This window comes from Pseudomonas sp. LB3P58 (assembly GCF_054897895.1).
On record NZ_JBUBVE010000001.1, the window covers coordinates 5,359,695 to 5,372,514 of the forward strand.

A 12,820-nucleotide genomic window follows, 5' to 3' on the forward strand; every position below is an offset into this window, starting at 1 on the left:
AGCACCGACCCAGTCGGCTGCCAATAACGGAAAAAGGCCGGTGGCAAGAGCCACCAGCCATCAGCCTTTCGCTTAACGCTCGGGCTGGAGACGCAAAGTCGATGCTTACTTCAGCTCGACTTTAGCGCCTGCTTCTTCCAGAGTGGCTTTTGCTTTGTCAGCTGCGTCTTTCGAAACAGCTTCCAGAACAACGCCAGGAGCGCCGTCAACTACAGCCTTGGCTTCTTTCAGGCCCAGACCGGTCAGTTCACGTACTGCCTTGATCACGTTAACTTTCTTCTCGCCAGCTTCCAGCAGCATGACGTTGAATTCAGTTTGTTCTTCAACAACGGCAGCGACAGCAGCTGGACCAGCGGAAGCAGCGGCAGCGGAAACGCCGAACTTCTCTTCCATGGCCTTGATCAGCTCAACGATTTCCAGAACGGATTTTTCGCCGATTGCTTCGATGATTTGGTCGTTAGTCAGAGACATGACTATAAATTCCTGTATTGGGGTGACAGCCTACGCGGCCATCGAAATAAACAATAAACGCTGAAAGGAGTCGCTCAGCCTTAGGCTGCGGCAGCTTCTTTCTGGTCGCGAAGAGCCGCCAGAGTACGAGCCAATTTGCTGGTTGCGCCTTGAATCACGCTCATCAGCTGAGAAATTGCTTCGTCACGGGTCGGCAGGCTTGCCAGTACGTCGATCTGATTAGCTGCGAGGAACTTGCCCTCGAACGCAGCTGCCTTGATCTCGAACTTATCCTGACCTTTTGCGAACTCTTTGAAGATACGAGCAGCAGCGCCCGGATGATCTTTGGAGAATGCAATCAAGGTCGGGCCGGTGAACACGTCGTTGAGCACGTCATATTGAGTGCCAGCAACGGCGCGCTTGAGCAGGGTGTTACGTACAACACGTACGTAAACGCCAGCTTCACGAGCCTCTTTACGGAGTCCGGTCATAGCGCCTACTGTTACGCCACGGGCATCAGCCACGACAGCGGACAGAGCAACTTGGGCAGCCTTGTTGACTTCAGCGACGATGGCCTTCTTGTCTTCAAGTTTAATTGCCACGGGAAAAACTCCTGCTTGTTACCGTTTCATCCAACCGAGGCCAGATGTCGTTTTGGTGTCTGATTCGGTAAGGAACCGGGAGCACCATCTGCGTAGGCTTGGGGTTTAAGGCTTGCGCCGCCTACGGTCTTGGATAGCCCCCGCCAGGCAGGGACCCCAATCTTTCAATTGACGCAATCGCTTGCGCCAACCTGTGTCTTACGCGTCGAGCGAACCTTGGTCGATGACCAGGCCTGGACCCATGGTGGTGCTCAGGGTAACGCGCTTGACGTAAATACCTTTCGAGGAAGCAGGCTTGATACGCTTCAGATCAGCGATCAGGGCTTCAACGTTTTCCTTCAGCTTGACGGCGTCGAAGCCAACCTTGCCAACGGAGGTGTGGATGATGCCGTTTTTGTCGGTGCGATAACGAACCTGACCAGCCTTGGCGTTCTTAACCGCGGTAGCTACGTCTGGCGTTACGGTGCCGACTTTAGGGTTAGGCATCAGGCCACGTGGGCCCAGGATCTGACCCAACTGACCAACAACGCGCATTGCATCCGGGGATGCGATAACTACGTCATAGTTCAGGTCGCCGCCTTTCATTTCGGCAGCCAGATCGTCCATACCTACACGGTCAGCGCCGGCAGCCAAAGCGGCCTCAGCAGCTGGACCTTGGGTGAACACAGCAACGCGAACGGTCTTGCCAGTGCCGTGTGGCAGCACAGTAGCGCTACGAACGACCTGGTCGGATTTACGCGGGTCAACGCCCAAGTTTACAGCAACGTCGAACGACTCGCTGAACTTGACGGTCGACAGCTCAGCCAGCAGAGCAGCAGCGTCTACAAAGTTGTAGGACTTGCCTGCTTCGATTTTGCCGGCGATAGCCTTTTGACGCTTGGTCAACTTAGCCATTACACACCCTCCACGTTAAGGCCCATGCTACGAGCAGAACCGGCGATAGTACGCACGGCCGCGTCCATATCAGCTGCAGTCAGATCCGCGTTTTTGGTTTTCGCGATTTCTTCCAGCTGAGCACGGGTAACGGTGCCAACCTTAACTGTGTTCGGACGAGCGGAACCGCTAGTCAGACCAGCAGCTTTCTTCAGCAGAACCGAAGCAGGCGTGGATTTGGTTTCGAAAGTGAAGCTACGGTCGCTGTAGACAGTGATGATCACTGGAGTCGGCAGACCTGGTTCAATACCCTGAGTACGGGCGTTGAAAGCCTTGCAGAATTCCATGATGTTCACGCCGTGCTGACCCAGAGCAGGACCAACAGGTGGGCTTGGGTTAGCCTGAGCGGCCTTCACTTGCAGCTTGATGTAAGCGGTAATCTTCTTGGCCATGAGGCACTCCAATTACGGGTTCGAACGCCTCGAAAGGCTCCCCGGTTACTTGCGCGTTTATCCCAGTGACGACAAAACCCCACAGCCTAGGGCTGCGGGGTTGGGATGCTTGCTCAGCTAGACCTTTTCGACCTGGCTGAACTCTAGCTCTACCGGAGTAGAGCGACCGAAAATGAGCACTGCCACTTGGATCCGGCTCTTCTCGTAGTTAACTTCTTCGACCGTGCCGGTAAAGTCGGCAAACGGACCGTCATTGACACGCACCGACTCACCTGGCTCGAACAACGTCTTCGGCTTCGGCTTGTCGCTACCATCAGCAACGCGACGCAGAATCGCTTCTGCCTCTTTATCAGTAATAGGTGCAGGTTTATCCGCAGTACCGCCGATAAAGCCCATCACCCGAGGAGTATCTTTGACCAAGTGCCAAGTACCCTCATTCATATCCATCTGAACCAGCACATAACCTGGGAAGAACTTGCGCTCGCTTTTGCGTTTCTGGCCATTACGCATTTCAACCACTTCTTCAGTGGGAACCAGAATTTCGCCGAAGCCATCTTCCATGCCAGCCAGCTTTACGCGCTCTACCAACGAGCGCATGACATGCTTCTCGTAACCGGAGTAAGCATGCACAACGTACCAACGCTTAGCCACGGGACACCCTTAGCCGACAATCAAGGAAACAAGCCAGCCGAGCAGGGAATCAAGCCCCCACAACAGCAACGCCATAACCAGAACAACAGCCACAACAATCAACGTGGTCTGCGTGGTTTCTTGGCGAGTTGGCCATACGACTTTACGAATCTCGGTGCGAGCTTCCTTAACCAGTACAAAGAAAGACTTGCCCTTGACCGTCTGCAGGCCTACAAAGGCAGCTACAGCAGCAATGGCGAGCAAAGCAAGTACGCGGTACAGGATCGGCGAAGCAGAGTAATACTGATTGCCAACAACGCCAACAACCACCAAAGCAACTACTACTAGCCACTTGAGCAGATCGAAGCGAGAGCCTTGAGCTTCAGCTTTAGGAGTCATCTATGAAGATCCTGTTAAAAGAAAGCCAGACACACCAAGTGAATCTGGCAGGTCAGGAGGGAATCGAACCCCCAACCTACGGTTTTGGAGACCGTCGCTCTGCCAATTGAGCTACTGACCTAAAACAAAATCAGGCCGACCATTATGCCGGCCCGAAAAAGACATTACAACAATTTACTCGATAACCTTAGCAACGACACCAGCGCCGACGGTACGACCGCCTTCACGAATGGCGAAACGCAGACCATCTTCCATTGCGATGGTTTTGATCAGAGTGACCGTCATTTGGACGTTATCACCTGGCATCACCATTTCAACGCCTTCCGGCAGTTCGCAGTTACCGGTCACGTCGGTGGTCCGGAAGTAGAACTGTGGACGGTAGCCTTTGAAGAATGGCGTATGACGACCACCCTCTTCCTTGCTCAAAACGTAAACTTCAGCAGTGAACTTGGTATGCGGCTTGACAGTGCCCGGCTTAACCAGAACCTGGCCACGCTCAACATCATCACGCTTGGTACCACGCAGCAATACGCCGCAGTTCTCGCCAGCACGACCTTCGTCGAGCAGCTTGCGGAACATCTCAACACCAGTGCAAGTAGTTTTGACAGTGTCACGAAGACCAACAATCTCAACCTCTTCCTGAATGCGGACAATGCCACGCTCAACACGACCAGTCACAACAGTACCGCGACCGGAGATCGAGAAAACATCCTCGATCGGCATCAGGAACGGCTTATCAATAGCACGCTCAGGCTGCGGAATGTAGCTATCCAGAGTCTCGACCAACTTCTTGACAGCAGTAGTGCCCATCTCGTTGTCGTCTTGACCATTCAGCGCCATCAGCGCCGAACCAATGATGATCGGAGTGTCATCACCTGGGAAATCATAAGCGCTCAGCAGGTCGCGCACTTCCATCTCAACCAGCTCCAGCAGCTCAGCATCATCGACCATGTCAGCCTTGTTCAGGAAGACAACGATGTACGGAACGCCAACCTGGCGGGACAGAAGGATATGCTCACGGGTTTGCGGCATCGGACCATCAGCGGCCGAGCAAACCAGAATCGCACCATCCATCTGAGCAGCACCGGTAATCATGTTTTTTACGTAGTCAGCGTGACCTGGACAGTCAACATGTGCGTAGTGACGCACAGCCGAATCGTACTCAACGTGAGCGGTGTTGATGGTAATACCACGAGCTTTTTCTTCAGGGGCGCTATCGATCTTGTCGAAGTCAACCTTTGCCGAACCGAAAACCTCGGAGCAGACGCGAGTCAAAGCAGCAGTCAGAGTTGTTTTACCGTGATCGACGTGACCAATGGTACCAACGTTGACGTGCGGCTTATTACGTTCGAACTTTTCCTTAGCCATCAAAACCACCCCTAGGAGAAGAATTAAGCAGGTCAAACAAGCCATTAAAACAAAGGCAGATATTTTCATATCTGCCTTGTTATATGGAGCTCTTGAGCGGATTTGAACCGCTGACCTCACCCTTACCAAGGGTGTGCTCTACCAACTGAGCTACAAGAGCGTAACGCTGTGCAGGATCTGCAAACTTGGAGCGGGTAGCGGGAATCGAACCCGCATCATCAGCTTGGAAGGCTGAGGTTCTACCACTAAACTATACCCGCGAGCTTGCAGCTCTCGCTAAAAATGGTGGAGGGGGAAGGATTCGAACCTTCGAAGTCGTAGACGTCAGATTTACAGTCTGATCCCTTTGGCCGCTCGGGAACCCCTCCTAAGCGAGCCGGCATTCTATATCATGCCAGCCTTCTGTCAAGCATTTTCTCATTAAAAACCTGAGGTTAGCTGCGTTGACATCACTTTGCGGTGTTAACCGTTAAAGGTCTTCACTGCGAAGCGGGCGCCATTCTATGCAAACTATTCGGCGGGTGCAACCCCCTCGCACGGCATTATTTTATGTTTTAACTCATTGAATTCTCTAGAAAGGTTTTTCAGCTGCGAATCATCCAGCCAACGCCGGCTTTCTGGTGCCACACGCACCCAGTAACCATCAGAGTCGGCGGGAGGCCTCAGCAAGGACTCAAACTTGATTTCCATGCCGCTCAATCGCCGCTCAACCGCCTGAGCTGCCTCCTGACGAGTAAAACCGCCAAGATAGAGGCATCCATCGTCTGCCTGGGTAGGCTTTCCTTTATCACGAGCCGCGTCAGTCGTTTCACTCAACAAGCGAATATCCTGCTGCGAACCCCTATATAAATTCAAAGGGGTTACATCCTTCGCACGCAGAGGAGCCTCTTGCTGGTGCCAGACGTAATAGAACACATTGAGAACAAGCAGCAGCAGAAACAACCAACGCATAAAAACCTCACGACAAGGGACACGCCATAGCCAAACCTACAAACACCAGATCAGGAACCACCCTGGCCTCAGGCACGATCTCGGAAACCAGGTCTGCATCTCCTCCAGTGAGGAACACAGCAAAATCATCTCCCCAATAGCTATGCGCCAACTCTAGCTGCGTCAGGACAAAGCCTCTCAGCATCAATGAGCATCCCCGCTCGACAGCTTCGACAGTTGTCCGACCAGGAACAAGACTTTCCAGAGCGCGCTCGGCGGCTAGATCGCCATAACGAATTCTACGGGTGTGGGTACGCAATTGGTTTCGCATCAGAGGCATTCCCGGGCATATAAATCCTCCGAGGTGCTCTCCATCCCTAGAGATGAAGTCCGCAGTAACAGCCGTACCAAAATCAAGCACAAGGCACGCACCCGAAGCCAGTTGGAATCCCCCAAGCATCGCCAGCCAACGGTCGAGCCCTAACCGCTCGAACTCCTCATAGCCATTACGAACTCCGGACATCTCGCGGGATGGCGCTGCACATACCACCGACACACCAAAAGCTTCTGTCAGCAGAGAAATCAGTGCACTGGTCTCTTCTGCGGTCCTGACACTGACCAACCGGCAAAACTTGAGAGCGAGACCCTTGAGCGCTTTCAAGCTCTCCAACAAAGCGAGATCCGAATCAACGACGCCCTCGCCAATCACCCGCCGAACATCCGCGTCGAGCACACGCCACTTGATAAAACTGTTTCCGCAGTCGAGCTCAAGAATCATCACGCAACCTCAGACTGAGCTCACCACCACTAAAGACTTTTTCCACACCACCCACCTTCAAGCGCAGAGCACCCTGACTATCAATACCCAGCACTTCGCCATCTATATGGTTAACACCTGCGATCAACGACACGGCCCGTCCCTGCCAGAGATGATTTTGCTCCCACTCTGCCTGGATAGCTGAAAATCCGTCGGCTTGATGACGAGACAGATATGCCTGGAGCATCGCACCCAATTCCCCGACCAAGTGATTTCGATCAAACACCTTGCCCGACTCTAGCCGCATGGACGTCCACTGCTGATCTACCTCATCGGTAATCTGCATATTCACATTAATTCCCACACCCAGCACAACGTGACACACATCAGCAGGGTCTCCCACCAGCTCGAGCAATATCCCGGCGATCTTCTTCTGACCAACCAGAACATCGTTGGGCCACTTCAATCCAGCCCCAGAAATACCAAGCTCACGCAGGGCCTGCATGACGGCGAGCCCAACAACAAGACTCAAGCCTTCCAGCTGACGCATTCCACCTTCAATACGCAGCACGAGGCTGTAATAGATGTTTTCCGCAAATGGACTCGCCCATTTACGTCCACGCCGCCCGCGCCCCGCAGTTTGCCGTTCGGCAAGCACCAGAAAGGGTGCCGCCTGCCCCCGCTCTATGGCGCGCAAAGCCTCGGCATTAGTAGAATCAATTGAATCGAAAACCAGGATGGGCCAATCACAAGAAGGCGCCTGCTCTCTTATCTCGACAGGATCAAGCAGCGTCAATGGCGCAGCCAGTTGATAGCCGCGACCCCGCACCTTATGAATGGATAATCCCAGCTCAGCTTCTAAATGCTGAAGCTGCTTCCAAACGGCACTACGACTGACACCCAAGGCGACGCCCAAGGCCTGACCCGAATGGAATCGGCCATCTTTAAGAAGCTTTAACAATGTCAGCATGCAAGTCTCGCCTCACAATGAGGCCCGCATGATAGCCATGCCCCGCGCCATTGCATAGAAACCCTACAGGTCAGTTTTTCTGCGGGCAAAACAAAACCCCTACCTGCATACGCAGATAGGGGTTTCGGAATTTAATCTTGACGATGACCTACTCTCACATGGGGAAACCCCACACTACCATCGGCGATGCATCGTTTCACTGCTGAGTTCGGGATGGGATCAGGTGGTTCCAATGCTCTATGGTCGTCAAGAAATTCGGTAGCCAGGTCGTTCTCCTTGCGGATTACGCTCCAGCGAATGGGTATGCGATAGTTTGGTGTTTGGTGAGTATCTCGAACTTTCGGTTCGTTTCGTCTTCACACACCGCAATCTGGTGCCTCTTCAGGACAGCAAATTGCTTGGGTGTTATATGGTCAAGCCTCACGGGCAATTAGTATTGGTTAGCTCAACGCCTCACAGCGCTTACACACCCAACCTATCAACGTCGTAGTCTTCGACGGCCCTTCAGGGGACTCAAGGTCCCAGTGAGATCTCATCTTGAGGCTAGTTTCCCGCTTAGATGCTTTCAGCGGTTATCTATTCCGAACATAGCTACCCGGCAATGCCACTGGCGTGACAACCGGAACACCAGAGGTTCGTCCACTCCGGTCCTCTCGTACTAGGAGCAGCCCCTCTCAAATCTCAAACGTCCACGGCAGATAGGGACCGAACTGTCTCACGACGTTCTAAACCCAGCTCGCGTACCACTTTAAATGGCGAACAGCCATACCCTTGGGACCGGCTTCAGCCCCAGGATGTGATGAGCCGACATCGAGGTGCCAAACACCGCCGTCGATATGAACTCTTGGGCGGTATCAGCCTGTTATCCCCGGAGTACCTTTTATCCGTTGAGCGATGGCCCTTCCATACAGAACCACCGGATCACTAAGACCTACTTTCGTACCTGCTCGACGTGTCTGTCTCGCAGTCAAGCGCGCTTTTGCCTTTATACTCTACGACCGATTTCCGACCGGTCTGAGCGCACCTTCGTACTCCTCCGTTACTCTTTAGGAGGAGACCGCCCCAGTCAAACTACCCACCATACACTGTCCTCGATCCGGATAACGGACCTGAGTTAGAACCTCAAAGTTGCCAGGGTGGTATTTCAAGGTTGGCTCCACGCGAACTGGCGTCCACGCTTCAAAGCCTCCCACCTATCCTACACAAGCAAATTCAAAGTCCAGTGCAAAGCTATAGTAAAGGTTCACGGGGTCTTTCCGTCTAGCCGCGGATACACTGCATCTTCACAGCGATTTCAATTTCACTGAGTCTCGGGTGGAGACAGCGCCGCCATCGTTACGCCATTCGTGCAGGTCGGAACTTACCCGACAAGGAATTTCGCTACCTTAGGACCGTTATAGTTACGGCCGCCGTTTACCGGGGCTTCGATCAAGAGCTTCGCGTTAGCTAACCCCATCAATTAACCTTCCGGCACCGGGCAGGCGTCACACCCTATACGTCCACTTTCGTGTTTGCAGAGTGCTGTGTTTTTAATAAACAGTCGCAGCGGCCTGGTATCTTCGACCGGCATGGGCTTACGCAGTAAATGCTTCACCCTCACCGGCGCACCTTCTCCCGAAGTTACGGTGCCATTTTGCCTAGTTCCTTCACCCGAGTTCTCTCAAGCGCCTTGGTATTCTCTACCCAACCACCTGTGTCGGTTTGGGGTACGGTTCCTGGTTACCTGAAGCTTAGAAGCTTTTCTTGGAAGCATGGCATCAACCACTTCGTCACCCAAAGGGTAACTCGTCATCAGCTCTCGGCCTTAGAATCCCGGATTTACCTAAGATTCCAGCCTACCACCTTAAACTTGGACAACCAACGCCAAGCTGGCCTAGCCTTCTCCGTCCCTCCATCGCAATAACCAGAAGTACAGGAATATTAACCTGTTTTCCATCGACTACGCTTTTCAGCCTCGCCTTAGGGACCGACTAACCCTGCGTCGATTAACGTTGCGCAGGAAACCTTGGTCTTTCGGCGTGGGTGTTTTTCACACCCATTGTCGTTACTCATGTCAGCATTCGCACTTCTGATACCTCCAGCAAGCTTCTCAACTCACCTTCACAGGCTTACAGAACGCTCCTCTACCGCATCACCTAAGTGATACCCGTAGCTTCGGTGTATGGTTTGAGCCCCGTTACATCTTCCGCGCAGGCCGACTCGACTAGTGAGCTATTACGCTTTCTTTAAAGGGTGGCTGCTTCTAAGCCAACCTCCTAGCTGTCTAAGCCTTCCCACATCGTTTCCCACTTAACCATAACTTTGGGACCTTAGCTGACGGTCTGGGTTGTTTCCCTTTTCACGACGGACGTTAGCACCCGCCGTGTGTCTCCCATGCTCGGCACTTGTAGGTATTCGGAGTTTGCATCGGTTTGGTAAGTCGGGATGACCCCCTAGCCGAAACAGTGCTCTACCCCCTACAGTGATACATGAGGCGCTACCTAAATAGCTTTCGAGGAGAACCAGCTATCTCCGAGCTTGATTAGCCTTTCACTCCGATCCACAGGTCATCCGCTAACTTTTCAACGGTAGTCGGTTCGGTCCTCCAGTTAGTGTTACCCAACCTTCAACCTGCCCATGGATAGATCGCCCGGTTTCGGGTCTATTCCCAGCGACTAGACGCCCTATTAAGACTCGCTTTCGCTACGCCTCCCCTATTCGGTTAAGCTCGCCACTGAAAATAAGTCGCTGACCCATTATACAAAAGGTACGCAGTCACCCAACAAGTGGGCTCCCACTGCTTGTACGCATACGGTTTCAGGATCTATTTCACTCCCCTCTCCGGGGTTCTTTTCGCCTTTCCCTCACGGTACTAGTTCACTATCGGTCAGTCAGTAGTATTTAGCCTTGGAGGATGGTCCCCCCATATTCAGACAAAGTTTCTCGTGCTCCGTCCTACTCGATTTCATGACTAAGAGATTTTCGCGTACAGGGCTATCACCCACTATGGCCGCACTTTCCAGAACGTTCCGCTAATCTCAAAGCCACTTAAGGGCTAGTCCCCGTTCGCTCGCCACTACTAAGGGAATCTCGGTTGATTTCTTTTCCTCAGGGTACTTAGATGTTTCAGTTCCCCTGGTTCGCCTCTTAAGCCTATGTATTCAGCTTAAGATAACCATCTTATGATGGCTGGGTTCCCCCATTCAGACATCTCCGGATCAAAGTCTGTTTGCCGACTCCCCGAAGCTTTTCGCAGGCTACCACGTCTTTCATCGCCTCTGACTGCCAAGGCATCCACCGTATGCGCTTCTTCACTTGACCATATAACCCCAAGCAATCTGGTTATACTGTGAAGACGACATTCGCCGAAAATTCGATAATACTCAATTAAGAGCAACTCACAAATTTTACCTTAGCCTGATCCAACACCAGTGAAAGTGTTGTTCAGTCTATCTTTCTATCACATACCCAAATTTTTAAAGAACGATCTAATCCAAAGACTAGAAATCAACATTCACCATCATCACGATGGAATGCTCATTTCTAAGCTTTCAACAAACAGAAGCAGTAGTGGTGGAGCCAAACGGGATCGAACCGTTGACCTCCTGCGTGCAAGGCAGGCGCTCTCCCAGCTGAGCTATGGCCCCGTATTTCTACAGGTTCCCACACAAAATTGGTGGGTCTGGGCAGATTCGAACTGCCGACCTCACCCTTATCAGGGGTGCGCTCTAACCAACTGAGCTACAGACCCAATTTCGGGCTGCTTCTTATCGTCTTCTTCAATGAATCAAGCAATTCGTGTGGGAACTTATGGAGCAGCTGATGTCGTCGATTAAGGAGGTGATCCAGCCGCAGGTTCCCCTACGGCTACCTTGTTACGACTTCACCCCAGTCATGAATCACACCGTGGTAACCGTCCTCCCGAAGGTTAGACTAGCTACTTCTGGTGCAACCCACTCCCATGGTGTGACGGGCGGTGTGTACAAGGCCCGGGAACGTATTCACCGCGACATTCTGATTCGCGATTACTAGCGATTCCGACTTCACGCAGTCGAGTTGCAGACTGCGATCCGGACTACGATCGGTTTTCTGGGATTAGCTCCACCTCGCGGCTTGGCAACCCTCTGTACCGACCATTGTAGCACGTGTGTAGCCCAGGCCGTAAGGGCCATGATGACTTGACGTCATCCCCACCTTCCTCCGGTTTGTCACCGGCAGTCTCCTTAGAGTGCCCACCTTAACGTGCTGGTAACTAAGGACAAGGGTTGCGCTCGTTACGGGACTTAACCCAACATCTCACGACACGAGCTGACGACAGCCATGCAGCACCTGTCTCAATGTTCCCGAAGGCACTCCGCTATCTCTAGCAGATTCATTGGATGTCAAGGCCTGGTAAGGTTCTTCGCGTTGCTTCGAATTAAACCACATGCTCCACCGCTTGTGCGGGCCCCCGTCAATTCATTTGAGTTTTAACCTTGCGGCCGTACTCCCCAGGCGGTCAACTTAATGCGTTAGCTGCGCCACTAAGAGCTCAAGGCTCCCAACGGCTAGTTGACATCGTTTACGGCGTGGACTACCAGGGTATCTAATCCTGTTTGCTCCCCACGCTTTCGCACCTCAGTGTCAGTATCAGTCCAGGTGGTCGCCTTCGCCACTGGTGTTCCTTCCTATATCTACGCATTTCACCGCTACACAGGAAATTCCACCACCCTCTACCATACTCTAGCTTGTCAGTTTTGAATGCAGTTCCCAGGTTGAGCCCGGGGATTTCACATCCAACTTAACAAACCACCTACGCGCGCTTTACGCCCAGTAATTCCGATTAACGCTTGCACCCTCTGTATTACCGCGGCTGCTGGCACAGAGTTAGCCGGTGCTTATTCTGTCGGTAACGTCAAGACACCAACGTATTAGGTTAATGCCCTTCCTCCCAACTTAAAGTGCTTTACAATCCGAAGACCTTCTTCACACACGCGGCATGGCTGGATCAGGCTTTCGCCCATTGTCCAATATTCCCCACTGCTGCCTCCCGTAGGAGTCTGGACCGTGTCTCAGTTCCAGTGTGACTGATCATCCTCTCAGACCAGTTACGGATCGTCGCCTTGGTGAGCCATTACCTCACCAACTAGCTAATCCGACCTAGGCTCATCTGATAGCGCAAGGCCCGAAGGTCCCCTGCTTTCTCCCGTAGGACGTATGCGGTATTAGCGTCCGTTTCCGAGCGTTATCCCCCACTACCAGGCAGATTCCTAGGCATTACTCACCCGTCCGCCGCTCGCCACCAGGTACAAGTACCCGTGCTGCCGCTCGACTTGCATGTGTTAGGCCTGCCGCCAGCGTTCAATCTGAGCCATGATCAAACTCTTCAGTTCAAACATCTTTGGGTTTTTAAGAAACCCTAAACTTGGCT

General features: G+C 52.7%; 10 protein-coding genes, 6 tRNA genes and 3 rRNA genes. All 19 read right to left on the reverse strand.

All coding sequences use genetic code 11. The features are described from left to right. Positions 1-105: 105 nt before the first annotated feature. The 19 genes from rplL to ACYZTZ_RS25105 all read right to left on the reverse strand — a co-directional run bounded on the left by rplL (position 106) and on the right by ACYZTZ_RS25105 (position 12,782). The gene (gene rplL / locus ACYZTZ_RS25015; protein ID WP_008145490.1) at positions 106-471 is read right to left on the reverse strand and encodes a 50S ribosomal protein L7/L12; all 366 of its coding nucleotides are present in this window, start codon (positions 469-471) and stop codon (positions 106-108) included. An 80-nt stretch (positions 472-551) separates the two neighbouring features. Next, positions 552-1,052, reverse strand: a complete 501-nt coding sequence (gene rplJ / locus ACYZTZ_RS25020; protein WP_008145489.1) for a 50S ribosomal protein L10 — start codon at positions 1,050-1,052, stop codon at positions 552-554. A 198-nt stretch (positions 1,053-1,250) separates the two neighbouring features. Continuing rightward, positions 1,251-1,946: a 50S ribosomal protein L1 gene (gene rplA, locus ACYZTZ_RS25025; protein ID WP_007896626.1), complete on the reverse strand. Its 696-nt coding sequence runs from the start codon at positions 1,944-1,946 to the stop codon at positions 1,251-1,253. Beyond that, on the reverse strand, positions 1,946-2,377 hold the full coding sequence (rplK, locus tag ACYZTZ_RS25030) for a 50S ribosomal protein L11 (protein WP_003210097.1): 432 nt from the start codon (positions 2,375-2,377) through the stop codon (positions 1,946-1,948). The genes rplA and rplK overlap by 1 nt, the downstream gene beginning before the upstream one ends. A 117-nt stretch (positions 2,378-2,494) precedes the next feature. After that, a complete protein-coding gene (gene nusG, locus ACYZTZ_RS25035; RefSeq protein ID WP_007896622.1) occupies positions 2,495-3,028 on the reverse strand; it encodes a transcription termination/antitermination protein NusG in 534 nt (177 codons plus the stop codon). 9 nt (positions 3,029-3,037) lie between these two features. Beyond that, positions 3,038-3,406, reverse strand: a complete 369-nt coding sequence (gene secE / locus ACYZTZ_RS25040) for a preprotein translocase subunit SecE (protein WP_008145488.1) — start codon at positions 3,404-3,406, stop codon at positions 3,038-3,040. Between the two features lie 45 nt (positions 3,407-3,451). Continuing rightward, positions 3,452-3,527: transfer RNA gene (locus tag ACYZTZ_RS25045), tRNA-Trp, on the reverse strand. Positions 3,528-3,580: 53 nt separating this feature from the next. After that, positions 3,581-4,774 (reverse strand): elongation factor Tu, encoded by a 1,194-nt coding sequence (gene tuf, locus ACYZTZ_RS25050; RefSeq protein WP_019693885.1) that lies wholly within the window; start codon positions 4,772-4,774, stop codon positions 3,581-3,583. Positions 4,775-4,858: 84 nt separating this feature from the next. Beyond that, a tRNA-Thr gene (locus ACYZTZ_RS25055) sits at positions 4,859-4,934 on the reverse strand. Positions 4,935-4,960: 26 nt separating this feature from the next. Then, positions 4,961-5,034: transfer RNA gene (locus ACYZTZ_RS25060), tRNA-Gly, on the reverse strand. A gap of 23 nt (positions 5,035-5,057) precedes the next feature. Beyond that, positions 5,058-5,142 (reverse strand) — tRNA-Tyr (locus ACYZTZ_RS25065). Between the two features lie 142 nt (positions 5,143-5,284). Further along, positions 5,285-5,725: a hypothetical protein gene (locus ACYZTZ_RS25070; protein ID WP_056743442.1), complete on the reverse strand. Its 441-nt coding sequence runs from the start codon at positions 5,723-5,725 to the stop codon at positions 5,285-5,287. A gap of 7 nt (positions 5,726-5,732) precedes the next feature. Next, positions 5,733-6,482, reverse strand: coding sequence for a pantothenate kinase (locus ACYZTZ_RS25075; protein ID WP_056743444.1), 750 nt, complete (start codon positions 6,480-6,482; stop codon positions 5,733-5,735). After that, positions 6,472-7,431, reverse strand: a complete 960-nt coding sequence (gene birA, locus ACYZTZ_RS25080) for a bifunctional biotin--[acetyl-CoA-carboxylase] ligase/biotin operon repressor BirA (protein ID WP_462000004.1) — start codon at positions 7,429-7,431, stop codon at positions 6,472-6,474. Before birA ends, ACYZTZ_RS25075 begins: the two co-directional genes overlap by 11 nt. 135 nt (positions 7,432-7,566) lie before the next feature. Beyond that, a 5S ribosomal RNA gene (gene rrf / locus ACYZTZ_RS25085) occupies positions 7,567-7,682 on the reverse strand. Between the two features lie 158 nt (positions 7,683-7,840). Further along, positions 7,841-10,731: ribosomal RNA gene (locus tag ACYZTZ_RS25090) — 23S ribosomal RNA — on the reverse strand. A gap of 250 nt (positions 10,732-10,981) precedes the next feature. Next, positions 10,982-11,057, reverse strand: a tRNA-Ala gene (locus ACYZTZ_RS25095). Positions 11,058-11,084: 27 nt separating this feature from the next. Then, a tRNA-Ile gene (locus tag ACYZTZ_RS25100) sits at positions 11,085-11,161 on the reverse strand. Positions 11,162-11,243: 82 nt separating this feature from the next. Continuing rightward, positions 11,244-12,782: ribosomal RNA gene (locus ACYZTZ_RS25105) — 16S ribosomal RNA — on the reverse strand. The 16S, 23S and 5S rRNA genes sit together here with 2 tRNA genes alongside, the layout of an rRNA operon. Positions 12,783-12,820: the final 38 nt, after the last annotated feature.

What these genes read in the sequence shown, in the direction of transcription:
- rplK (WP_003210097.1), bottom strand. Translation starts at nt 2,377, where the DNA reads ATGGCCAAGAAGATTACCGCTTACATCAAGCTGCAAGTGAAGGCCGCT.
- secE (WP_008145488.1), bottom strand. Translation starts at nt 3,406, where the DNA reads ATGACTCCTAAAGCTGAAGCTCAAGGCTCTCGCTTCGATCTGCTCAAG.
- ACYZTZ_RS25075 (WP_056743444.1), bottom strand. Translation starts at nt 6,482, where the DNA reads ATGATTCTTGAGCTCGACTGCGGAAACAGTTTTATCAAGTGGCGTGTG.
- tuf (WP_019693885.1), bottom strand. Translation starts at nt 4,774, where the DNA reads ATGGCTAAGGAAAAGTTCGAACGTAATAAGCCGCACGTCAACGTTGGT.
- rplA (WP_007896626.1), bottom strand. Translation starts at nt 1,946, where the DNA reads ATGGCTAAGTTGACCAAGCGTCAAAAGGCTATCGCCGGCAAAATCGAA.
- ACYZTZ_RS25070 (WP_056743442.1), bottom strand. Translation starts at nt 5,725, where the DNA reads ATGCGTTGGTTGTTTCTGCTGCTGCTTGTTCTCAATGTGTTCTATTAC.
- birA (WP_462000004.1), bottom strand. Translation starts at nt 7,431, where the DNA reads ATGCTGACATTGTTAAAGCTTCTTAAAGATGGCCGATTCCATTCGGGT.
- rplL (WP_008145490.1), bottom strand. Translation starts at nt 471, where the DNA reads ATGTCTCTGACTAACGACCAAATCATCGAAGCAATCGGCGAAAAATCC.